We start from the raw sequence: 23,010 nt of genomic DNA, 5'->3' as shown, positions 1-23,010 counted from the left end.
ATTATTATAGATTAATAAGATAGTTTAATTTATAAAAAATATCGGAATTTTACGTTTATTGGCAATAACTTATATACATTATTATTTCTGAAAACTATAATTAGATATTAGTAAAATAAAATCTAATTAAAGGTGATTGAAAATGAATATTTTAGACATAATAAATAAATTTCCAAACCAAGAATCTTGTATAAAATTTTTAGAAGAAATAAGATTAAATAACAAACCAAAATGTCTTTTTTGTTTTAGTGAAAAAGTTAACTCTGTTTTAAAAGAGTCGCGTTATAAATGCAAAAAATGTCATAAGTCTTTTAGTGTAACTGCTCAAACTATTTTTCATCATACACGTGTACCACTTCAAAAGTGATTTATTTTAATAGTATTAATGGCTAATGCTAAAAAAAGTTTATCATCATCTCAAGCTTCAAGAGACTTAAATTTACGTTTAGCAACTGTATGAAAAATGATGCATAAAATTAGAAAGGCAATGGCTAATGATGAGATTAAATTATTAGCAAAAATATTAGAGATGGATGAAACATATGTGGGTGGAAAACCGCGTAAATATAATGATGTTGATAATAAAAATAACTCATTACGTGGTAGAGGAACTAGTAAAGAGTGTGTTGTTGGCATTATTGAACGAAATGGTAATGTTAAATTATTTCATGCAAAAAATAAAAGTATTAAATCTGAAGATTTAATGAAAATAGTTAAAGAAAATGTTGATATTAACAATTCTATTCTTTTTACTGATGAATATCGTGGATATTATAAAATGAATAAGATTTTACCACATGAACAAGTTAATCACAAAAAATATTTTTCTTATAATGGTATTCATACAAATACAATAGAAAGTTTTTGAGCAATATTAAAAAGAGGTTTTATCGGCCAATTTCATTGAGTTTCAAAAAAATGACTCCAATCTTATTTAAATGAATTTTGTTTTAAATATAATAACCGTAAAGAAAAAATCACATTTAAAAATATCATAATTAAATTATTTATTAAGAATTAAGTGTTAACCAATAAGCGTAAAATTCCGAAAAATATTATTTTAGGATGCTAAAAATAGAAAGGAAAAATACAATGAAACAATTATTAATTACTTTAAGTACATTAACAACATTAACTTTGGCAAGTAATAGTATTATTAATACTATTGATGCTACTAATAGTACCATTAATAAATTATTAGCAAATAAATCATCAATAAGTGATTCTGTAACTTCATTATTTAATAATCAATATGGTTATTTAAATGATAGTGATATAATAACTAATCAGTCAATAACTGATCATAAGTTTTATAGTTATGACATATCAGCATTAAAAAATTATACTTTTACTAACGCAAGAGATGTCTTTTTAGTAGATAATACAGGAACTTTAATTTATAATCCTGATGTTACTATTCCAGCTGATCAAAAATTAAATATTGAAAATACGATGCAAGAAATGATTAGTCATAAAAAAAATAACTACAGTTAAAGCAAATTACAATTCTTATAGTAGTAGTCAGTATTCATCTACTGATTTTAGTGGTGATAATACTGATTGACAATACTTGCAATTTGGTGGTGTTAATAAACATATCGATATTTCACAACAAGCAGGTGCTGATAAGGTTGAACATAGCAATAGTTTAAGCGAAACATCAGGTTTATATTATATTGCTAAAGGAGTAATTGAAAATAAGATTATTTAGTCAGTAGCTATTAATTTGGGAACATATTTTATAGCACAAAGTAGTTTAAAAGGAGAAATTAATAATGAATTAATTACTAAAATTATTGATTTAATTATTAATAATAAATACGTTTATAATTTTATACGGACTTCTCGCCACATGTACTTATGGAGGGAACAATGAAACTGAATGAGTTCAACATTGCTTTTCAAACTGAACAGCAATGTCTTGCATATATAGCAAATTTGAAAGAAAACAAATGTATTAGGTGTTCTAGTTTTAATTTGAATACTTCTGATTTAAAAAGAATACTAAATGTTTGAAATGTAATCAAACATTTAGTATTCTCACGGGTACCATATTTTCAAGGTCACAAACATCTTTAAGATCATGATTTTACCTCATCTTTAGATGAATAAACACCAAACATGGAATTCCGTCAACTGATGTTTCAAAAGAATTGGGAGTGACCTTAAAAACAGCATGGAAAATGGGTCATAAAATTAGAACACGTATTGCAAAACAAGAACCTCAATTTATTGTTGAAGGCACAGTGCAAATTGATGAAATGTATTTTTCACATATGGCTTTTAAAAAACAAGGAAGATCCTTGAAAAATAAAACATTGATTGTTGGCATTTATAAAAAAACAACTAATAATTTAATTGTGAAAGTATTGAAAAATGCAAAGAGTAAAAGTCTTTTGAATTTTGCAAGAAGCCACATTTCTTTAAAATGTCATGTATATACTGATGATTGAAAAGGATATTGCGATTTCAAATTGGTTTTCCCAAAACATAAAACAGTTAACCATCTTGATGGTTATGTTTCAAAAACTGGTGTAAATACCAATCAAATTGAATCAGTTTGAAAACATATAAGAACCTGTTTAGAATCTTTTTAATAAAATTGAAATAAAGGAAAGAACAACCATTTGTAAACTAGTATTTAATTTTCTTTCACAATTTTTTTATAATAGACTTACTGCATAACTAGTTAACTTTTTATTTTTTTGTTATTATTAAAATAAAATTTGAATAGTTAAGGATAAACTTTATGACATATTTTGAATTAAAAGATAAATCTGATCAATATTTTCGTAAAATAGTGGGTATTAATAAACTCGTTTTTAACGAAATTTTAAATATTTTATTAGAACATCAAAAACTCAAAACTACTATTGGTGGAAGGCCATATAAAATGTCAATAGAAGATCGACTAGTAATGAGTTTAAGATATTTATATGAAAATCGTACATATCATAGTATTGGTGCTGAGTATGGTATGGTTGATACTACTGCTTTACGAAATATTCGTTCAATTGAAGATATTTTAATAAAGAATAATAAGTTTAATAATTTAACAAATAAAAATATTTTTTTAAAAAGAAGAATTAAAAAATAAAATTTTGATAATTGATGTAACAGAGGTAGAAACAGAACGACCAAAATATAACCAAAAAGATTGATTTTCTGGTAAAAAATGAATGCATACTGTTAAGTTTCAAACCGTAATTAATGCAAATACTAATGAAATTTTAAATATTTTTTCTGATATTGGTAAAAATCATGATTTTAAAACTTTTAAGAATTCAAAGTTAAAGTTTTTACCAGAAACTATAATTCTTGCAGATAAAGGTTATCAAGGTTTACAAAAAATTCATGCTAATACATTTTTACCCATTAAAATTAGCAAAAATAATCCTAAAACAAATAAAACCAAAATCTTTAATAAGATTATTAATAAAACTCGTAGAAAAATTGAACATGTTTTTGCATTTTTAAAATGTTTTAAGATTATTGGTTATAAATTTAGAAAAGCCAGAAAACGAATATTTTTAAGATTTAATTTAATTGCAGGATTTTATAATTTATCATTAAAACTTAAAAACGTTATGCAGTAAGTCTATTGATGAAAAAACTAATACTATTAGTGCTACTAGTGGTGGTAATGTAGATGAAAATAGAATATTTAATAATAAAGATGATAAAGATATTACTACTGATTTAATAAATAAAGTAATTAAAAAAGGTATAAAAACAATAACTTATAGAGATAATCCTGTTGTAACTGAAGATTTAAATATTCCAAATAAAAAATATATAGATAAAAAATTAGAAGATAAAGTAGATAAAGACCAATTTCAATATGCTTTTTCTATTAATACTGTTGGTACTAAAATTCCTACCTTAGAAACTACTGATAAAACTATTACTGGTGCTATTAATGAAAATAAAACTAATATTGATAAAAAAACAAGATAAAGAAAATTGAACAATAATAGGTAAAAGTAATCGTGAATATGGAGATTTTAAACTTACTTTTAATACTCTTTATAGAGTAATTATTACATGAGAAAAACCACCATTTAATCAAGTAAATACAATCATAAATGTAGAATTTAAAACTGGTAATTATTTAGGTGGTAAACCTAATGAAAAAAATTTTCTTACAAAAAGTTTAATTGATAATGAAGAAGCTATTTTATATTTACAATTTTTAGGTAATAGTAAGTGACAGTTAATTATAGAAGGTGGAAATCAAGAATATGGTAATATATTTAGTTTAGAAGAATTACAAAATACTGTTAAAGTTGATATTAATAAACCTTTAAATTAAATCAAGTAGTTTAGAAACTAATGAAATAGATGAAAATTATTGAGATATTAAATTAAAAGATAAGCCAACACCAAGTTCAAGTAGTTCAAATTGAAAAGAAGTAGGAATAAAAAATAGTATGTTTAAAATTACATATAAATTTATAAAAATAAATATTATAGAATTTTTTATACTGATTCTAAAAGTAATAATTAGGAGTTTTATTATTTTCTGCAGTTGCTGGTTTAATTATATTTATTATTGTAAAAATTGTATTAAAAATTAATCAAATATTTTAAAAAAGGTGGTGAATATTATGCTAAGTAGATTTTTTAGAAAAGATAAAAGTAATATTAGTGATAATCAAAATCAAAAAGTAAAATTTTTAACTAATAAAAATAAAAGTACACATGCTTCAATTTTAAATTATTTTGGTTTTAATGATTTTAATTATGAAACTTATTTTACTAATTTTGTAGCAGAAAATAATGCTAATTTATATAATGCTCCATTAGAAATTAATAATGAAAGTATTAAAAAATATTTAATTTAACAAGAATTTTATAGAAAAAATTGAAATTCTATTTTTAAATTAAGTAAATTAGGAATTAGTGGTTATTTAATTTACGGAATTTTACGCTTATTGGTTAACACTTAATTCTTAATAAATAATTTAATTATGATATTTTTAAATGTGATTTTTTCTTTACGGTTATTATATTTAAAACAAAATTCATTTAAATAAGATTGGAGTCATTTTTTTGAAACTCAATGAAATTGGCCGATAAAACCTCTTTTTAATATTGCTCAAAAACTTTCTATTGTATTTGTATGAATACCATTATAAGAAAAATATTTTTTGTGATTAACTTGTTCATGTGGTAAAATTTTATTCATTTTATAATATCCACGATATTCATCAGTAAAAAGAATAGAATTGTTAATATCAACATTTTCTTTAACTATTTTCATTAAATCTTCAGATTTAATACTTTTATTTTTTGCATGAAATAATTTAACATTACCATTTCGTTCAATAATGCCAACAACACACTCTTTACTAGTTCCTCTATCACGTAATGAGTTATTTTTATTATCAACATCATTATATTTACGCGGTTTTCCACCCACATATGTTTCATCCATCTCTAATATTTTTGCTAATAATTTAATCTCATCATTAGCCATTGCCTTTCTAATTTTATGCATCATTTTTCATACAGTTGCTAAACGTAAATTTAAGTCTCTTGAAGCTTGAGATGATGATAAACTTTTTTTAGCATTAGCCATTAATACTATTAAAATAAATCACTTTTGAAGTGGTACACGTGTATGATGAAAAATAGTTTGAGCAGTTACACTAAAAGACTTATGACATTTTTTGCATTTATAACGCAACTCTTTTAAAACAGAGTTAACTTTTTCACTAAAACAAAAAAGACATTTTGGTTTGTTATTTCATCTTATTTCTTCTAAAAATTTTATACAAGATTCTTGGTTTGGAAATTTATTTATTATGTCTAAAATATTCATTTTCAATCACCTTTAATTAGATTTTATTTTACTAATATCTAATTATAGTTTTCAGAAATAATAATGTATATAAGTTATTGCCAATAAACGTAAAATTCCGTTAATTTATATTGCTAATGATGATTTATATTTTCAAGTAGTAGATATACAACAAAGAGTTTATGATATTACTAATAAATTAATTCAATGTACTATTTTTTATGATAGTTATGCACAAAATGCACAAAATGTAAGATTATTTGAAGTTTATACATTAAATAATAAACAAGTAACAATTAATCGTGCAATTTATAATATTAATGATACTAAAAAACAAACTAAACTAGATTTTAAATCATATATTAATAATCCTAATTTATCACAAGAACAAACATTAAATATTAACTATATACCAATAGCAATTATGAGAAATAAAGCAAATGAATTAGCAGATTGTGATAAAGTAATGGATAAAATTAAAGCACTAGATGTTATTTATGAACAAATTGTTTTAGATAGTATTTTAAACTCACCTAAATTTATTTTTGACCAAACTTATGGTAATGTTCAATCTTCAATGGAAGAAGCAGTAAGAATATTAGTTCCCAAAAACTATATTTGAAAAACTACTGGTGATAATAATGAAAAAAATGAAAATATTAATATGACAAGTAGTAATTTTAAAGGTAAGAATTTAACTGATATATACGATTGAAATGTTAATGAAATATTTAAACGTTGTCGTATTCATATACCAAGTCAAAAGAAATCCGCACAACAATCAGTTCCCAAAAGTATAGCAGTAAATATTTCAACTATTAATTATATTGAACAAAAATTATGACAATTTAATATTGATATTCTTAAATTTATTCAATTATTAGTACGCTTAGATAAAGATTTATTAAATAGTAAAACATTTAATATTAATGATTAACAAGAAATTAATAATTTAACAGTTAAATTAAAATTATTTAACTCCGAAAATAATCAATTAATAGGAGATAACAATGGACAACAACAAACTACAAACCAAGTTTCCACAGAAACAGAAGCAAACTAAACTTAATCAAGCAAATGTAGAAAATGATTATTTAATTGATAACGGAATTTTACGTTTATTGGCAATAACTTATATACATTATTATTTCTGAAAACTTTAATTAGATATTAGTAAAATAAAATCTAATTAAAGGTGATTGAAAATGAATATTTTAGACATAATAAATAAATTTCCAAACCAAGAATCTTGTATAAAATTTTTAGAAGAAATAAGATGAAATAACAAACCAAAATGTCTTTTTTGTTTTAGTGAAAAAGTTAACTCTGTTTTAAAAGAGTTGCGTTATAAATGCAAAAAATGTCATAAGTCTTTTAGTGTAACTGCTCAAACTATTTTTCATCATACACGTGTACCACTTCAAAAGTGATTTATTTTAATAGTATTAATGGCTAATGCTAAAAAAAGTTTATCATCATCTCAAGCTTCAAGAGACTTAAATTTACGTTTAGCAACTGTATGAAAAATGATGCATAAAATTAGAAAGGCAATGGCTAATGATGAGATTAAATTATTAGCAAAAATATTAGAGATGGATGAAACATATGTGGGTGGAAAACCGCGTAAATATAATGATGTTGATAATAAAAATAACTCATTACGTGGTAGAGGAACTAGTAAAGAGTGTGTTGTTGGCATTATTGAACGAAATGGTAATGTTAAATTATTTCATGCAAAAAATAAAAGTATTAAATCTGAAGATTTAATGAAAATAGTTAAAGAAAATGTTGATATTAACAATTCTATTCTTTTTACTGATGAATATCGTGGATATTATAAAATGAATAAAATTTTACCACATGAACAAGTTAATCACAAAAAATATTTTTCTTATAATGGTATTCATACAAATACAATAGAAAGTTTTTGAGCAATATTAAAAAGAGGTTTTATCGGCCAATTTCATTGAGTTTCAAAAAAATGACTCCAATCTTATTTAAATGAATTTTGTTTTAAATATAATAACCGTAAAGAAAAAATCACATTTAAAAATATCATAATTAAATTATTTATTAAGAATTAAGTGTTAACCAATAAGCGTAAAATTCCGTTTGTTTTTATTCAGTTTTTCATATTTTATTTCCCCCTTTTACAATAAAGTTATTACAAAATATAAAAAATTAACGCTTTTCTCCCTTTATGTACTATTTTTTAATTTTATGACATAAATGCTGAGAAAAGCGTATCTACGGACTTCTCCCCATATTTTTAAATTAAACATACATTACAATTTCAAAACTAGGTATCTTGTTGAATTTATATGCAGCTTCTTTGGCATATAAATAAACATGATGTTTTGCAACTTTGATATGTATTTTAAATGTTCTTCTTATATGTTTTCAAACTGATTCAATTTGATTGGTATTTACACCAGTTTTTGAAACATAACCATCTTGATGGTTAACTGTTTTATGTTTTGGGAAAACCAATTTGAAATCGCAATATCCTTTTCAATCATCAGTATATACATGACATTTTGAAGAAATGTGGCTTCTTGCAAAATTCAAAAGACTTTTACTTTTTGCATTTTTCAATACTTTCACAATTAAATTATTAGTTGTTTTTTCATAAATACCAACAATCAATGTTTTATTTTTCAAGGATCTTCCTTGTTTTTTAAAAGCCATATGTGAAAGATACATTTCATCAATTTGCATTGTGCCTTCAACAATAAATTGAGGTTCTTGTTTTGCAATACGTCTTCTAATTTTATGACCCATTCTCCATGCTGTTTTTAAGGTCACTCCCAATTCTTTTGAAACATCAGTTGACAGAATTCCATGTTTGGTGTTTATTCATATAAAGATGAGGTAAAATCATGATCTTAAAGATGTTTGTGACCTTGAAAATATGGTACCCGTGAGAATACTAAATGTTTGATTACATTTCAAACATCTTATTCTTTTTAAATCAGAAGTATTCAAATTAAAACTAGAACACCTAATAAATTTGTTTTCTTTCAAATTTGCTATATATGCAAGACATTGCTATTCAGTTTGAAAAGCATTGTTGAACTCATTCAGTTTCATTGTTCCCTCCACAAGTACATGTGGGGAGAAGTCCGTTAATTATTTATATAAATAATTAGATAATCATAAAAAGTTAAAAAAACAATATTTTAAAAATAATAAAAAAGGTATTGTTAATCAAAGTGCAAAGTGAAATATTGGCTGTTTTACTGAAACAAATATTTGACATGTTTTAAAAGAAATGATTGTTAATAGAACATATAGTATTTTTATTTATATAAAAATTGTTATTTTTAAGTGTAATAAAATAAATTTAGAAACATAATTTAATGAATATAGTAATTATTGATTATTTCACAATTTTGAATGGCATCTCAAAAATTATTATTTTTTAAATTTATTTTTAACCCAATAATTAAACAAGTTAACGACATAGTTATAGATATTAAAATTGGAGTTAGAATTATACAAAAAATAACTCCAATTTGTAATTTTATTAATTCATAATAATTTTCATAGTTATTACAAATTGAACATAAGTAATTTGAAGAATGATCAATAAAGTAACTTAATCCATAATGATTTAACATTTTAAATCCATTACAATATTTTCATTTATTATTAAAATAATCATGAAAATTACTACAATGTATTAAAATTAATCCTATAATCATAATTATAATAATTAAAATAAATAGTAATACAGTTAATAAATGTAATTTTTTAAGTTTCATTTTTAAGTTCTCCTTAAATTTATTTGTTAATTTTAACATTTAATAAAATTTATTATAAGTATCTTAGTTGTAATATTTTAAAAATAGTAGTAAGATAAATTTACAATTACATAAAAATCCTAATTATTTCTTGTCTAAAATATAATAAGACTATATGAATTAATTTATTCCGGATTTTTGACAACCATCCAAATTCCACCTTTTTCGTCAGAAATTATTAATGATATTTTATATGGACGAGGTGTATTAGATGATAAAGGGCCAACAATTATTTTTCTATACTGTTTAAAATATTTAAAAGATCATGGCTATCAACCAAATCGTCGAATTAGAGTTATCTTTGGTTTAACTGAAGAAACAACATGAGATTCAATTAACACATATATGAAGCAAGAAGGTACTCCAACTTTTGGTTTTACTCCTGATGGTATGTTTCCGCTAGTATGTGCTAAAAAAGGAATTATTAACTTAGAACCTGTTTAGAATCTTTTAGAGAATAAGGTAAAATTACTATATATTTTAAAATAAGAGGTATATATGCATAAAAATTATCCAAGTCATGTCACTAAAGAACAATTTGAGAACATAAGATTAATTTTAGAAAATGTCAAAAAGAAAACAAAACCAAGAAATTTAGATTTATATGAAGTATTTTGTGCAGTTTTATATGTATTAAAAAGTGGTTGTCAATGAAAAATGTTACCAAAAAATTTTCCAAAATGACAAACTGTATATTATTATTTTCAAATTTGAAGTAAAAATAATGGTAAAGAACCTAGCATATGACAATTAATTAAAAAAAATTAGTTAGAAAAGTTCCTATCAATAATCATCGAAAAGAAAAAACCAGTTTTTGTATAATTGATTCACAAAGTGTTAAAAATACAGATACTACTAAAAACAAAGGTTATGATGCTGGTTATACTGGTGAAAAATTTGCTTCTGCAATCAAAACAATTATAAATGCGAATGTTGAAGTTGTAAAACGTAATGAATTACATTCTTTTGTAGTATTACCAAAAAGATGAGTTGTAGAGCGAAGTTTTGCTTGATTAGAAAAATGTAGAAGATTATGAAAAAATTGTGAAAGAAAATTAAATACTAGTTTACAAATAGTTGTTCTTTCCTTTATTTTAATTTTATTAAAAAGATTCTAAACAGGTTCTAATAGTTTCAAATTTACTTGGTATTAATTCTGTTAATTCCACAATAAGATTTGAAATACCATAAGCATTTAATGAAATATAAGTATCTCAATCCATTAGACTTACTGCATAACGTTTTTAAGTTTTAATGATAAATTATAAAATCCTGCAATTAAATTAAATTTTAAAAATATTCGTTTTCTGGCTTTTCTAAATTTATAACCAATAATCTTAAAACATTTTAAAAATGCAAAAACATGTTCAATTTTTCTACGAGTTTTATTAATAATCTTATTAAAGATTTTGGTTTTATTTGTTTTAGGATTATTTTTGCTAATTTTAATGGGTAAAAATGTATTAGCATGAATTTTTTGTAAACCTTGATAACCTTTATCTGCAAGAATTATAGTTTCTGGTAAAAACTTTAACTTTGAATTCTTAAAAGTTTTAAAATCATGATTTTTACCAATATCAGAAAAAATATTTAAAATTTCATTAGTATTTGCATTAATTACGGTTTGAAACTTAACAGTATGCATTCATTTTTTACCAGAAAATCAATCTTTTTGGTTATATTTTGGTCGTTCTGTTTCTACCTCTGTTACATCAATTATCAAAATTTTATTTTTTAATTCTTCTTTTTAAAAAAATATTTTTATTTGTTAAATTATTAAACTTATTATTCTTTATTAAAATATCTTCAATTGAACGAATATTTCGTAAAGCAGTAGTATCAACCATACCATACTCAGCACCAATACTATGATATGTACGATTTTCATATAAATATCTTAAACTCATTACTAGTCGATCTTCTATTGACATTTTATATGGCCTTCAACCAATAGTAGTTTTGAGTTTTTGATGTTCTAATAAAATATTTAAAATTTCGTTAAAAACGAGTTTATTAATACCCACTATTTTACGAAAATATTGATCAGATTTATCTTTTAATTCAAAATATGTCATAAAGTTTATCCTTAACTATTCAAATTTTATTTTAATAATAACAAAAAAATAAAAAGTTAACTAGTTATGCAGTAAGTCTATTAAATTATTAACATTATTATCTTTATTTAATAATAATGGTCATGGTGGTATTTCAGTAGTAGTTGTGCTTGTTGTAGTAGGAATTATTGTTGTAGTTATAGGCATAGATGTAGTAGTTGGTTCTATTGGTTTAATTATAGTACTTATAAATTTACTATAATTTGCTAAACCAATTGTTCCTAAACCTAATAATATTTTTTTACTACTATTAATTACTTTTGTTTTATTACTTGCTCTTTGATTTAAGTTTCATATATCTAAACCTAATTTTTTACCAAATAATAATGAATTAATACTACCTAATACTGTGGATTACCTATAAGTTGACCATAATAAGCACTTGTACCAATCATTGCTGAAATAGGACTTATTCCAATTCTTATTAATTTTAATAAAGTATAATTTGATTGTATATTTTCTATATTTGGCATAATTTACTTCCTTTAATTTTCTATTTTTTTAATTCAAACTTTTACTCAACCTTGATAAACATCATTATCACCAACTATTAATGCAACATTATCTTCTGGGTCAGAAATAATTATATGTTGTGATTTAACATTAGGATATTTCATTAATATAATTGCTCTAATATCATTATGAGTACGAAGTGCTTGTGGTGATGGTGTTAATATTTCAATTTCATCTTTATCACCAAATAAAGTAGGCAATATTATCATTAATGAAATTCTCCATTTTCTATAAACTCAATCGGAATTTTACGTTTATTGGCAATAACTTATATACATTATTATTTCTGAAAACTATAATTAGATATTAGTAAAATAAAATCTAATTAAAGGTGATTGAAAATGAATATTTTAGACATAATAAATAAATTTCCAAACCAAGAATCTTGTATAAAATTTTTAGAAGAAATAAGATGAAATAACAAACCAAAATGTCTTTTTTGTTTTAGTGAAAAAGTTAACTCTGTTTTAAAAGAGTCGCGTTATAAATGCAAAAAATGTCATAAGTCTTTTAGTGTAACTGCTCAAACTATTTTTCATCATACACGTGTACCACTTCAAAAGTGATTTATTTTAATAGTATTAATGGCTAATGCTAAAAAAAGTTTATCATCATCTCAAGCTTCAAGAGACTTAAATTTACGTTTAGCAACTGTATGAAAAATGATGCATAAAATTAGAAAGGCAATGGCTAATGATGAGATTAAATTATTAGCAAAAATATTAGAGATGGATGAAACATATGTGGGTGGAAAACCGCGTAAATATAATGATGTTGATAATAAAAATAACTCATTACGTGGTAGAGGAACTAGTAAAGAGTGTGTTGTTGGCATTATTGAACGAAATGGTAATGTTAAATTATTTCATGCAAAAAATAAAAGTATTAAATCTGAAGATTTAATGAAAATAGTTAAAGAAAATGTTGATATTAACAATTCTATTCTTTTTACTGATGAATATCGTGGATATTATAAAATGAATAAAATTTTACCACATGAACAAGTTAATCACAAAAAATATTTTTCTTATAATGGTATTCATACAAATACAATAGAAAGTTTTTGAGCAATATTAAAAAGAGGTTTTATCGGCCAATTTCATTGAGTTTCAAAAAAATGACTCCAATCTTATTTAAATGAATTTTGTTTTAAATATAATAACCGTAAAGAAAAAATCACATTTAAAAATATCATAATTAAATTATTTATTAAGAATTAAGTGTTAACCAATAAGCGTAAAATTCCGTAAATTATTAACTATTATTTCTAAACATTTCATACATCAATTTTTACTTAATCAGATTCTTTTATTAGATTTTTTTCATTTTTTCATCTATTCATACCTTTAATGTTTTTCCATTATCTTGAATTTCATATTTAATTTTTCTATCTTCTTGTATTCAATTAGAATATTCTTTTGTATATCATTGATAATCTTTATGAGTTAATTTGTTATTATTTACACAAATTTCAATTCTAGTTAATTTATTCATTATTAAATTCACCATTAATTATTTTTTGTAATAAAATATCAAGTATTAAATCTATTTCTGTACCATTATAGAATTTTTGTTGTTTTTTAATATAATTAATTTTTTATTCCTTTCATTTTTTAAATCATTTAACATTGATTGAACAAAATGCACGATTTTAGGAATATTTAAAGTATTAAAGATTTGACCAGTTACTATAATTTCATCGTTTTTGTTTAATAAAATACATCGGTTATAAAATTTTGCGGAATTTTACGCTTATTGGTTAACACTTAATTCTTAATAAATAATTTAATTATGATATTTTTAAATGTGATTTTTTCTTTACGGTTATTATATTTAAAACAAAATTCATTTAAATAAGATTGGAGTCATTTTTTTGAAACTCAATGAAATTGGCCGATAAAACCTCTTTTTAATATTGCTCAAAAACTTTCTATTGTATTTGTATGAATACCATTATAAGAAAAATATTTTTTGTGATTAACTTGTTCATGTGGTAAAATTTTATTCATTTTATAATATCCACGATATTCATCAGTAAAAAGAATAGAATTGTTAATATCAACATTTTCTTTAACTATTTTCATTAAATCTTCAGATTTAATACTTTTATTTTTTGCATGAAATAATTTAACATTACCATTTCGTTCAATAATGCCAACAACACACTCTTTACTAGTTCCTCTACCACGTAATGAGTTATTTTTATTATCAACATCATTATATTTACGCGGTTTTCCACCCACATATGTTTCATCCATCTCTAATATTTTTGCTAATAATTTAATCTCATCATTAGCCATTGCCTTTCTAATTTTATGCATCATTTTTCATACAGTTGCTAAACGTAAATTTAAGTCTCTTGAAGCTTGAGATGATGATAAACTTTTTTTAGCATTAGCCATTAATACTATTAAAATAAATCACTTTTGAAGTGGTACACGTGTATGATGAAAAATAGTTTGAGCAGTTACACTAAAAGACTTATGACATTTTTTGCATTTATAACGCGACTCTTTTAAAACAGAGTTAACTTTTTCACTAAAACAAAAAAGACATTTTGGTTTGTTATTTCATCTTATTTCTTCTAAAAATTTTATACAAGATTCTTGGTTTGGAAATTTATTTATTATGTCTAAAATATTCATTTTCAATCACCTTTAATTAGATTTTATTTTACTAATATCTAATTATAGTTTTTAGAAATAATAATGTATATAAGTTATTGCCAATAAACGTAAAATTCCGAAATTTTATTCATTTTATAATATCCACGATATTCATCAGTAAAAAGAATAGAATTGTTAATATCAACATTTTCTTTAACTATTTTCATTAAATCTTCAGATTTAATACTTTTATTTTTTGCATGAAATAATTTAACATTACCATTTCGTTCAATAATGCCAACAACACACTCTTTACTAGTTCCTCTACCACGTAATGAGTTATTTTTATTATCAACATCATTATATTTACGCGGTTTTCCACCCACATATGTTTCATCCATCTCTAATATTTTTGCTAATAATTTAATCTCATCATTAGCCATTGCCTTTCTAATTTTATGCATCATTTTTCATACAGTTGCTAAACGTAAATTTAAGTCTCTTGAAGCTTGAGATGATGATAAACTTTTTTTAGCATTAGCCATTAATACTATTAAAATAAATCACTTTTGAAGTGGTACACGTGTATGATGAAAAATAGTTTGAGCAGTTACACTAAAAGACTTATGACATTTTTTGCATTTATAACGCGACTCTTTTAAAACAGAGTTAACTTTTTCACTAAAACAAAAAAGACATTTTGGTTTGTTATTTCATCTTATTTCTTCTAAAAATTTTATACAAGATTCTTGGTTTGGAAATTTATTTATTATGTCTAAAATATTCATTTTCAATCACCTTTAATTAGATTTTATTTTACTAATATCTAATTATAGTTTTCAGAAATAATAATGTATATAAGTTATTGCCAATAAACGTAAAATTCCGAAATTTTGGGTTATTAAAAATTAAAGTAACATAGTTTAATCCATTTCACTGACCTCGAACACTATAATATAATTGTTTATTACCTTTTTCATGATATTTTGCTTCAATAGTGTTACTAAGTTTTACTGTTAATTTAATGTAATTTTCTTTATTCTTCATTTTTATAATTCCTTAAATAATAGACTTACTGCATAACTAGTTAACTTTTTATTTTTTTGTTATTATTAAAATAAAATTTGAATAGTTAAGGATAAACTTTATGACATATTTTGAATTAAAAGATAAATCTGATCAATATTTTCGTAAAATAGTGGGTATTAATAAACTCGTTTTTAACGAAATTTTAAATATTTTATTAGAACATCAAAAACTCAAAACTACTATTGGTGGAAGGCCATATAAAATGTCAATAGAAGATCGACTAGTAATGAGTTTAAGATATTTATATGAAAATCGTACATATCATAGTATTGGTGCTGAGTATGGTATGGTTGATACTACTGCTTTACGAAATATTCGTTCAATTGAAGATATTTTAATAATGAATAATAAGTTTAATAATTTAACAAATAAAAATATTTTTTTAAAAAGAAGAATTAAAAAATAAAATTTTGATAATTGATGTAACAGAGGTAGAAACAGAACGACCAAAATATAACCAAAAAGATTGATTTTCTGGTAAAAAATGAATGCATACTGTTAAGTTTCAAACCGTAATTAATGCAAATACTAATGAAATTTTAAATATTTTTTCTGATATTGGTAAAAATCATGATTTTAAAACTTTTAAGAATTCAAAGTTAAAGTTTTTACCAGAAACTATAATTCTTGCAGATAAAGGTTATCAAGGTTTACAAAAAATTCATGCTAATACATTTTTACCCATTAAAATTAGCAAAAATAATCCTAAAACAAATAAAACCAAAATCTTTAATAAGATTATTAATAAAACTCGTAGAAAAATTGAACATGTTTTTGCATTTTTAAAATGTTTTAAGATTATTGGTTATAAATTTAGAAAAGCCAGAAAACGAATATTTTTAAGATTTAATTTAATTGCAGGATTTTATAATTTATCATTAAAACTTAAAAACGTTATGCAGTAAGTCTAATATTGAATATGTTTATAAGCATCTTGTTCATGTTTTGTGAATTTTATATTTCCTTTATAATCTTCTATTTTATTTTTGTTTTTTGGTTCATTTTCATGATAATCTCAGTTCATAATATCTTGTACTAATACCATTAAAGCACCAATAACTTTTGGTGTTGCTAATGGTATTAGTTAATAACTGTTTTGAACTTAAAAAGAAATTTTCAACAATGACTAATATTTTTTTATTATCAAATTGCTTTTTAATTAATGAAAAATATTTTTTAAATTGATTTTTACTTTCTAAGAACCTGTTTAGAATCTTTTAGAGAATAAGGTAAAATTACTATATATTTTAAAATAAGAGGTATATATGCATAAAAATTATCCAAGTCATGTCACTAAAGAACAATTTGAGAACATAAGATTAATTTTAGAAAATGTCAAAAAGAAAACAAAACCAAGAAATTTAGATTTATATGAAGTATTTTGTGCAGTTTTATATGTATTAAAAAGTGGTTGTCAATGAAGAATGTTACCAAAAAATTTTCCAAAATGACAAACTGTATATTATTATTTTCAAATTTGAAGTAAAAATAATGGTAAAGAACCTAGCATATGACAATTAATTTTAAAAAAAATTAGTTAGAAAAGTTCGTATCAATAATCATCGAAAAGAAAAAACCAGTTTTTGTATAATTGATTCACAAAGTGTTAAAAATACAGATACTACTAAAAACAAAGGTTATGATGCTGGTAAAAAGATTTCAGGAATAAAACGTCATATTGCTGTTGATTCTCAAGGTTTACCACATGCAATTTACGTAACTACAGCAGAAAAAACAGATCGTAATAGTGCTATAATAATGATTCAAAATGAAAAAGAAAATCTTTCTACAGTTCAAAAAATAATAGTAGATGCTGGTTATACTGGTGAAAAATTTGCTTCTGCAATCAAAACAATTATAAATGCGAATGTTGAAGTTGTAAAACGTAATGAATTACATTCTTTTGTAGTATTACCAAAAAGATGAGTTGTAGAGCGAAGTTTTGCTTGATTAGAAAAATGTAGAAGATTATGAAAAAATTGTGAAAGAAAATTAAATACTAGTTTACAAATGGTTGTTCTTTCCTTTATTTCAATTTTATTAAAAAGATTCTAAACAGGTTCTAAAACAGTTTTAGTTTTAAATGTTTCATTAAAAATGATATTATTAGTTTCATTTGAATATATAACAATTCCACTTGTATCTATTCCTGCTGGATCAATACCAATAATTAAGTCATATTGCATTTATTAATCATCCCTACATCAATCACAAACATATCCATATGATTTTGAATAATCTAAATGCTCATCAATATCATAATTATCTTCATATTTTTTAATATTATGTTGTTCTGCCTCTTCTTCCGTTTTAAAATGATAAAGCATATTTATATCATCATCATTATATAATTCATCACATTCTACACATCTTTTTCTTCTCTTTTTAGTTTTATTCATAATCAAAATATCCTTTTCAATTATTTTTGCTGTTTGTTTAAGGTATTTAGGTAGTTTGTGATAACAACTATCACATATTAAATAAGGTATTGGTCAATTTTTATATTTAATAGTTTTAGTAGAATTATTAATACAATCTCATCAAACTTTATTTTTACAAATTCTTAATTCACATTTTTTATTTTCTTTTATATTCATAATTTTATTTATTTCTTTAATGTTTATTTACAGCAATTAATAAAATTATTAATCCAATTAAAGTTGAAATTGAAAAAATAATTATTTTTTATTTTTAATCACTTTTTTTTGATGTTCTTTTACTATTTTTGTTTTTTGTTCTACTTCTAATTCTTTTTTGTCTTTTTCTTCCATTTTTACTTTCTTTTCTAATATATTCTGTTGCTTTTAGCATAAAGAATATATATTTTTATTTTTAGATTATTAATACTATTAATTTTATTTTTCTTAAAAAATAAAAAATAAAACCAACACTTACTCACTTGAGGGTGATAAGGTTGGTTAAATAAAGAATAGAATTAATATAGTAGGTTCCCTAGCAGGTCTATATATACTAATTACCAATTCGCTCCCACCCCAAGAATTACCATTAAATGGTTAGTATAATTTATTAGGTATCACTCCACTTTTTATTTATCCATGCAAGTCCACATGTTTTAGCTACTATTTTTAACAATTGTGTTGTAGTTCACTTTTTTAATTCCCTAACACCTGTTGATAATAGCGTTAAAGAAGGTTATTAATTATTAACTTTCTCCTACTTGTTCACTGAGTGTAGTAGATATTTAAAGGGTGTTAATAATAAAAATTTTAAAATTTTACAATTACAAAAAAAGACAAGATTATTTCTTGTCTTTTTCCTTGTTGATAATTTTAATTTAACTTATAAAATGTATATTTTATTTTTTTAAATACCTCGAATATAAAATATAAATTTAATGTTTTAAGAAAAGAGAGTAATTTTGTCTATGTTCTATTGATTAAATAATGTTAGAAATAAGTTAATTATATAGTAATTCATCTTGCTACTTTTTTGGGAACCTCCCTTAATGTAATATAATCACTTTCAATTATAGATTAACTTTAGTTTTAATATTCAAAGTTGCTGAATTTTGTAACTGTGCCTTTATTGCATTGGCTACATGTTCAACATCGGTACCAATAACAATTTGTAAAGCTTCTTTACTCAAAATTTTAGTACCAAATGCTCCTGCGGCCTTAACTTTTGCCAAATTAACACGTGATGTATCTTTAACAATCAAACGTAACCTAGTAGCACAATTGTCAATTTCAACAAAATTATCTGCACCAATTGCTTCAATTAATTTTGTTGCCATTAGTGTATATTTATCACTTTTAAGATTTTTATTGCTTAACTCTGATTTTGTTGTTACTTTACTTTCTTCAACACCAAAATCTTCTTCTCTTCCTGGTGTTTTAATATTCATTTTAGTAATTAATGTATAAAATACAATAAAATAAACTCCACCAGCAGCCATAATTAATGACAATACTCATAGTGGATTTGAAGTAATATGATAAGCACCCTTAGCATAATTAGCTAATCCTCATGATTGAGCAAAAGAAATGCAATAGTCAATAATTCCAGCACTAAAACCAAAACCAACTTGAATATGCAATGCTGTCGTTATTGCAATAAATACCCCTGTTAATAAGGCATGAATTACTAATAATAATGGAGCAATAAATACAAATGAAAATTCAATTGGTTCAGTGATTCCACTAATAAAAGAAACTAAAGCAACTCCTCCTAAAAACCCTGATACCATTTTTCTATTTTCTTTTTTAGCTGCCATAATCATAGCTAAGGCAGCAGCGGGAATACCACCCATCATAATAGGAAAGAAACCTGATTGAAAAAATCCAGATCCTTCAATACCTCTAGTAAAAGCATTAATGTCTCCATTTACTCATTCCGTTGTTCCAGATGCAGCACCTGTAATTGGAGATATTATCTGACCATTAATTGGTAATTGAAATCAAAAAAAAGTATTTAAGATTTGATGTAGTCCAAAAGGTAATAATAAACGATTTAATATTCCATAAACTGCTGTTCCTGGAATAGCAACTGCTGGATTATTTGGATTAGCAACTAATTGACCAAATTTCATTAATACTAATTGAATTCATGGTCAAACAATAGCAAATGCCAAAGCAGTAGGAATAGTTATTGCTAAAGCCACCATTGGTGCAAATCTTCTACCACCAAAGAATGATAATGCTTGAGGAAGTTTGATTTCTTTATATTTATTATATAAAACCGCAGATAAACACCCTGCCACAATTCCACCAAAAACACCAATGTTTAATACATAAATTCCACCGACAATAGTTTTACCATCTGTTCCAAATTTTTCTACATAAAATAATGACGAAAATTTTTCACCTTTACTTGATGTAAAAGTTAAAACATTTTTATATAACATTTCTGGTAATGAATGTTCAATTGACGTCATTGCAGATATTGCCAAATAAAATACTGCTCCAACTAATGCAGCTTCACCACGATGATCTTTAGCTAAACCAAATGCTAAACCCAAAGCAAATAATAATGGTAAATTATCAAATACTATTTTTCCTGGTTGTTGAATAATATATGAAATTCAATAACCCACTTCATTAGTAACATGCATAACACCAGCATCGGTTGTAGTAGTAAATGTAAGTCCTAACGCTCCAAATCTGTTTAAAATAGCAGCGAATGGTAATACTGCAATTGGAAACTGTAATGCTTTACCTAAGTCTTGTAAAAATTTTAAAATATTATTTCAAGGACTTTTTTCTTTTGAGGTTTTTAATTCAATATTACTATTTTTTGTTTGATTTTTCTCTTTATGTTTTTTTCAGAAAACTAAACCCATATTTTAACCCCTTCCTAAAGCTTTTTCTTAATTTTTCAAAATTAAAACATTGAACTTATTGAAACTGATAATAGCACAATTGCACCAACTGTTGCACAAAACATTAAAAATATATAAAGAGCTTTACTTCAAAAATGAAAAACTTGATATTTAACTTTTTTTGGTTTAAATAAAAATTGCTCGTTAATTAGGCTCCTTTCTTTACGTAATTTTCTTTTAAATAAAAAAAACACAAGAAAAATAATACCAATACAAATCAAACCAATGATAAACATTATTCACATTGCCGATGTTGATAAACTTTTATTGTGCGACTCTAATGTTAAAAAATTTAGCATAATCATTTACACTTTCTAATCATTAGTTTTTTATCTTAATAAATATTATTATACAATAAATTTTTATTAAATAAATATAATCACAAAATTTTACACTTTTTTATTGTTTATTATACAATGACTTACGCATTCTAAATCTTAATTTAATTGGTACTCCTTGAAAACCAAATCGATCACGAATTTGATTAATTAAAAACCGTTCATAAGAAAAATGACATCGTTGTGAATCATTTACCATTAAAATAAAAATAGGAGGATTTTTTTCAACCTGTGTTGTGTAATATATTTTTAATCTACCACCTTTAAAGTAAGGCGGCTCATTAATTAATTGAGCTTTATTAATTACTTCATTAAGAATACTTGTTTTAATTCTTAAATTCATATTAACTAATACTTCATTAATAGTGGCAAATAAAGTATGAATTCTAGTATTTTCTAAAGCAGATAAATATACAACAAAAGAATACTCAAGATATTTAAATTTTTCTTTTATTTTGTTAGTAAACTCTTGCATTGTTTTTTCATTTTTTTTAACTAAATCTCATTTATTAACAATAATAATAACTGGCTTATCTAAATTTTTTGCCATTCCTGCTATTGTTAAATCTTGTTCTTGAATTTCAACACTACCATCTAATAAAAACAAAACAATATCACTACGTTCAATAGCATTAGTAGTTCTAATTAAACTATATTTTTCTAAATCTTCAGTAATTTTTCCTTTTCTACGAATTCCCGCAGTATCAATAACAAAATATTGTTTTTTATTATAAACAAAATTACTATCAATAGCATCAGTTGTTGTTCCTGCTATTGGTGAAACAATAACTCTATTCTCTTGAAGAATAGTATTAACTAAACTTGATTTACCAACATTGGGACGACCAATAATTGCTAAATTAATATGTTCTTTTTTTTCTGTATGAACCTCTTTTGGTAACTTAGTAATTATCATATCTAATAAATCACCAAAACCAACACCATGACTAGCAGAGACTAAAATTGGTTCGCCAAAACCAACTTTTAAATAATCATAAATTTTATCATTATCTTTTTGAACATTATCATATTTATTTGCAATAATAATAACCGGTTTCTTAGTTCTGTATAATAATTTGGCAATATTTTCATCTTCGTGAGTTAGACCTTCTTGATAAGAACAAACAAATAAAACAATATCAGCCTCAGCTAAAGCAATATTAACTTGTTGATTGATTTGTTGAGTAAAATTAGTAATTGTTTTAGTAATACCACCCGTATCAATAATCACAAAATTTTGTGTTAATCATTCACCAATACCATAAATTCGATCTCTAGTTGCTCCAGGCATATCTTCAATTATTGCTACTTTTTTTTGTAATATACGATTAAAAATTGAAGATTTACCAACATTAGGGCGTCCTACAATTACTACTTTTGGTAACTTATTCATTTTATTCAAATCC

General features: G+C 23.6%; 32 protein-coding genes and 1 pseudogene. 18 read left to right on the top strand and 15 right to left on the bottom strand.

Features of this window, described 5'->3' with window-relative positions; all coding sequences use genetic code 4:
• The first annotated feature begins 142 nt into the window (after positions 1-142).
• From AAHM85_RS01195 to AAHM85_RS01155, 9 genes are all read left to right on the top strand, one after another.
• Positions 143-1,021, top strand: coding sequence for an IS1595 family transposase (locus tag AAHM85_RS01195; RefSeq protein WP_342260673.1), 879 nt, complete (start codon positions 143-145; stop codon positions 1,019-1,021).
• Between the two features lie 71 nt (positions 1,022-1,092).
• Positions 1,093-1,494, top strand: coding sequence for a hypothetical protein (locus AAHM85_RS01190; RefSeq protein ID WP_342260672.1), 402 nt, complete (start codon positions 1,093-1,095; stop codon positions 1,492-1,494).
• On the top strand, positions 1,442-1,711 hold the full coding sequence (locus tag AAHM85_RS01185; protein WP_342260671.1) for a hypothetical protein: 270 nt from the start codon (positions 1,442-1,444) through the stop codon (positions 1,709-1,711). Before AAHM85_RS01190 ends, AAHM85_RS01185 begins: the two co-directional genes overlap by 53 nt.
• Before the next feature lie 149 nt (positions 1,712-1,860).
• Positions 1,861-2,079, top strand: a complete 219-nt coding sequence (locus tag AAHM85_RS01180) for a hypothetical protein (protein ID WP_342260670.1) — start codon at positions 1,861-1,863, stop codon at positions 2,077-2,079.
• Entirely contained in the window at positions 2,013-2,597 is a 585-nt protein-coding gene (locus AAHM85_RS01175) for an IS1595 family transposase (RefSeq protein ID WP_342260669.1), read from the top strand. Before AAHM85_RS01180 ends, AAHM85_RS01175 begins: the two co-directional genes overlap by 67 nt.
• 152 nt (positions 2,598-2,749) lie before the next feature.
• Positions 2,750-3,097, top strand: coding sequence for a transposase family protein (locus AAHM85_RS01170; RefSeq protein ID WP_342260488.1), 348 nt, complete (start codon positions 2,750-2,752; stop codon positions 3,095-3,097).
• Positions 3,098-3,101: 4 nt separating this feature from the next.
• A complete protein-coding gene (locus AAHM85_RS01165; protein ID WP_342260487.1) occupies positions 3,102-3,596 on the top strand; it encodes a transposase family protein in 495 nt (164 codons plus the stop codon).
• 323 nt (positions 3,597-3,919) lie between these two features.
• Complete coding sequence (locus AAHM85_RS01160) at positions 3,920-4,312, top strand: hypothetical protein (RefSeq protein ID WP_342260668.1); 393 nt, start codon at positions 3,920-3,922, stop codon at positions 4,310-4,312.
• 295 nt (positions 4,313-4,607) lie between these two features.
• Positions 4,608-4,844 carry a hypothetical protein gene (locus AAHM85_RS01155; protein WP_342260667.1) on the top strand — a complete coding sequence of 79 codons (237 nt, stop codon included), beginning with the start codon at positions 4,608-4,610 and terminating at the stop codon, positions 4,842-4,844.
• Positions 4,845-4,945: 101 nt separating this feature from the next.
• Here AAHM85_RS01155 and AAHM85_RS01150 read toward each other — a convergent pair whose 3' ends face one another.
• Positions 4,946-5,824 (bottom strand): IS1595 family transposase, encoded by an 879-nt coding sequence (locus AAHM85_RS01150; protein WP_342260666.1) that lies wholly within the window; start codon positions 5,822-5,824, stop codon positions 4,946-4,948.
• A 403-nt stretch (positions 5,825-6,227) separates the two neighbouring features.
• On the opposite strand from AAHM85_RS01150, the gene AAHM85_RS01145 reads away from it, so the two are divergent.
• The 3 genes from AAHM85_RS01145 (at position 6,228) to AAHM85_RS01135 (ending at position 7,887) form a co-directional block, all read left to right on the top strand.
• Complete coding sequence (locus AAHM85_RS01145; protein WP_342260665.1) at positions 6,228-6,740, top strand: hypothetical protein; 513 nt, start codon at positions 6,228-6,230, stop codon at positions 6,738-6,740.
• 73 nt (positions 6,741-6,813) lie between these two features.
• A complete protein-coding gene (locus AAHM85_RS01140) occupies positions 6,814-6,966 on the top strand; it encodes a hypothetical protein (RefSeq protein ID WP_342260664.1) in 153 nt (50 codons plus the stop codon).
• Between the two features lie 42 nt (positions 6,967-7,008).
• Positions 7,009-7,887 carry an IS1595 family transposase gene (locus AAHM85_RS01135; RefSeq protein WP_342260663.1) on the top strand — a complete coding sequence of 293 codons (879 nt, stop codon included), beginning with the start codon at positions 7,009-7,011 and terminating at the stop codon, positions 7,885-7,887.
• Between the two features lie 190 nt (positions 7,888-8,077).
• On the opposite strand, the gene AAHM85_RS01130 is transcribed toward AAHM85_RS01135, so the two are convergent.
• Positions 8,078-8,827 carry an IS1595 family transposase gene (locus AAHM85_RS01130; RefSeq protein ID WP_342260662.1) on the bottom strand — a complete coding sequence of 250 codons (750 nt, stop codon included), beginning with the start codon at positions 8,825-8,827 and terminating at the stop codon, positions 8,078-8,080.
• Positions 8,828-9,744: 917 nt separating this feature from the next.
• Here AAHM85_RS01130 and AAHM85_RS01125 point away from each other — a divergent pair.
• Both AAHM85_RS01125 and AAHM85_RS01120 read left to right on the top strand, forming a co-directional pair.
• Entirely contained in the window at positions 9,745-10,050 is a 306-nt protein-coding gene (locus AAHM85_RS01125) for a M20/M25/M40 family metallo-hydrolase (protein ID WP_342260661.1), read from the top strand.
• Positions 10,051-10,104: 54 nt separating this feature from the next.
• Positions 10,105-10,724, top strand: a pseudogene (locus AAHM85_RS01120) (transposase).
• 110 nt (positions 10,725-10,834) lie between these two features.
• Here AAHM85_RS01120 and AAHM85_RS01115 read toward each other — a convergent pair.
• The 5 genes from AAHM85_RS01115 to AAHM85_RS01095 all read right to left on the bottom strand — a co-directional run bounded on the left by AAHM85_RS01115 (position 10,835) and on the right by AAHM85_RS01095 (position 12,442).
• Positions 10,835-11,329, bottom strand: a complete 495-nt coding sequence (locus AAHM85_RS01115) for a transposase family protein (protein ID WP_342260660.1) — start codon at positions 11,327-11,329, stop codon at positions 10,835-10,837.
• 4 nt (positions 11,330-11,333) lie between these two features.
• Entirely contained in the window at positions 11,334-11,681 is a 348-nt protein-coding gene (locus AAHM85_RS01110; protein WP_342260659.1) for a transposase family protein, read from the bottom strand.
• 60 nt (positions 11,682-11,741) lie between these two features.
• Positions 11,742-11,867 carry a hypothetical protein gene (locus AAHM85_RS01105; RefSeq protein WP_342260658.1) on the bottom strand — a complete coding sequence of 42 codons (126 nt, stop codon included), beginning with the start codon at positions 11,865-11,867 and terminating at the stop codon, positions 11,742-11,744.
• A 194-nt stretch (positions 11,868-12,061) separates the two neighbouring features.
• Positions 12,062-12,193 carry a hypothetical protein gene (locus AAHM85_RS01100; protein ID WP_342260657.1) on the bottom strand — a complete coding sequence of 44 codons (132 nt, stop codon included), beginning with the start codon at positions 12,191-12,193 and terminating at the stop codon, positions 12,062-12,064.
• Positions 12,194-12,205: 12 nt separating this feature from the next.
• On the bottom strand, positions 12,206-12,442 hold the full coding sequence (locus AAHM85_RS01095; RefSeq protein WP_342260656.1) for a hypothetical protein: 237 nt from the start codon (positions 12,440-12,442) through the stop codon (positions 12,206-12,208).
• Positions 12,443-12,574: 132 nt separating this feature from the next.
• On the opposite strand from AAHM85_RS01095, the gene AAHM85_RS01090 reads away from it, so the two are divergent.
• Positions 12,575-13,453, top strand: a complete 879-nt coding sequence (locus AAHM85_RS01090; protein WP_342260524.1) for an IS1595 family transposase — start codon at positions 12,575-12,577, stop codon at positions 13,451-13,453.
• Positions 13,454-13,544: 91 nt separating this feature from the next.
• Here the strand turns inward: AAHM85_RS01090 and AAHM85_RS01085 are convergent, their stop codons facing one another.
• From AAHM85_RS01085 to AAHM85_RS01075, 3 genes are all read right to left on the bottom strand, one after another.
• Positions 13,545-13,727 (bottom strand): hypothetical protein, encoded by a 183-nt coding sequence (locus AAHM85_RS01085; RefSeq protein WP_342260655.1) that lies wholly within the window; start codon positions 13,725-13,727, stop codon positions 13,545-13,547.
• A 272-nt stretch (positions 13,728-13,999) separates the two neighbouring features.
• The gene (locus tag AAHM85_RS01080) at positions 14,000-14,878 is read right to left on the bottom strand and encodes an IS1595 family transposase (RefSeq protein ID WP_342260524.1); all 879 of its coding nucleotides are present in this window, start codon (positions 14,876-14,878) and stop codon (positions 14,000-14,002) included.
• Between the two features lie 74 nt (positions 14,879-14,952).
• Positions 14,953-15,627 (bottom strand): IS1595 family transposase, encoded by a 675-nt coding sequence (locus AAHM85_RS01075; RefSeq protein ID WP_342260654.1) that lies wholly within the window; start codon positions 15,625-15,627, stop codon positions 14,953-14,955.
• Between the two features lie 359 nt (positions 15,628-15,986).
• Here AAHM85_RS01075 and AAHM85_RS01070 point away from each other — a divergent pair, with 359 nt between their 5' ends.
• Both AAHM85_RS01070 and AAHM85_RS01065 read left to right on the top strand, forming a co-directional pair.
• A complete protein-coding gene (locus tag AAHM85_RS01070) occupies positions 15,987-16,334 on the top strand; it encodes a transposase family protein (RefSeq protein WP_342260653.1) in 348 nt (115 codons plus the stop codon).
• A gap of 4 nt (positions 16,335-16,338) precedes the next feature.
• Positions 16,339-16,833, top strand: a complete 495-nt coding sequence (locus AAHM85_RS01065) for a transposase family protein (RefSeq protein WP_342260487.1) — start codon at positions 16,339-16,341, stop codon at positions 16,831-16,833.
• Between the two features lie 2 nt (positions 16,834-16,835).
• Here AAHM85_RS01065 and AAHM85_RS01060 read toward each other — a convergent pair whose 3' ends face one another.
• On the bottom strand, positions 16,836-16,973 hold the full coding sequence (locus AAHM85_RS01060) for a hypothetical protein (protein WP_342260652.1): 138 nt from the start codon (positions 16,971-16,973) through the stop codon (positions 16,836-16,838).
• 220 nt (positions 16,974-17,193) lie between these two features.
• Between AAHM85_RS01060 and AAHM85_RS01055 the strand changes: the two genes are divergently transcribed.
• Positions 17,194-17,983 (top strand): IS5 family transposase gene (locus AAHM85_RS01055; protein WP_342260572.1). Its coding sequence is split into 2 segments (ribosomal slippage): positions 17,194-17,454 and positions 17,456-17,983, totalling 789 coding nucleotides; the frame shifts between segments, so codons are not numbered across the junction.
• On the opposite strand, the gene AAHM85_RS01050 is transcribed toward AAHM85_RS01055, so the two are convergent.
• From AAHM85_RS01050 to der, 4 genes are all read right to left on the bottom strand, one after another.
• Positions 17,980-18,114 (bottom strand): hypothetical protein, encoded by a 135-nt coding sequence (locus AAHM85_RS01050; RefSeq protein WP_342260651.1) that lies wholly within the window; start codon positions 18,112-18,114, stop codon positions 17,980-17,982. The genes AAHM85_RS01055 and AAHM85_RS01050 overlap by 4 nt on opposite strands.
• A gap of 3 nt (positions 18,115-18,117) precedes the next feature.
• Positions 18,118-18,525 carry a hypothetical protein gene (locus AAHM85_RS01045; RefSeq protein WP_342260650.1) on the bottom strand — a complete coding sequence of 136 codons (408 nt, stop codon included), beginning with the start codon at positions 18,523-18,525 and terminating at the stop codon, positions 18,118-18,120.
• A gap of 890 nt (positions 18,526-19,415) precedes the next feature.
• Entirely contained in the window at positions 19,416-21,227 is a 1,812-nt protein-coding gene (locus AAHM85_RS01040; protein WP_342260649.1) for a PTS transporter subunit EIIC, read from the bottom strand.
• Positions 21,228-21,665: 438 nt separating this feature from the next.
• A complete protein-coding gene (gene der, locus AAHM85_RS01035) occupies positions 21,666-22,997 on the bottom strand; it encodes a ribosome biogenesis GTPase Der (protein WP_342260648.1) in 1,332 nt (443 codons plus the stop codon).
• Positions 22,998-23,010 lie beyond the last annotated feature (13 nt).

It is taken from the genome of Spiroplasma endosymbiont of Notiophilus biguttatus, assembly GCF_964030985.1.
Classification (GTDB): domain Bacteria; phylum Bacillota_I; class Bacilli_A; order Mycoplasmatales; family VBWQ01; genus Spiroplasma_E; species Spiroplasma_E ixodetis_A.
The sequence above is the reverse complement of the archived record's forward strand: the minus strand, read 5'-3'. Positions and strand labels throughout refer to the sequence as shown.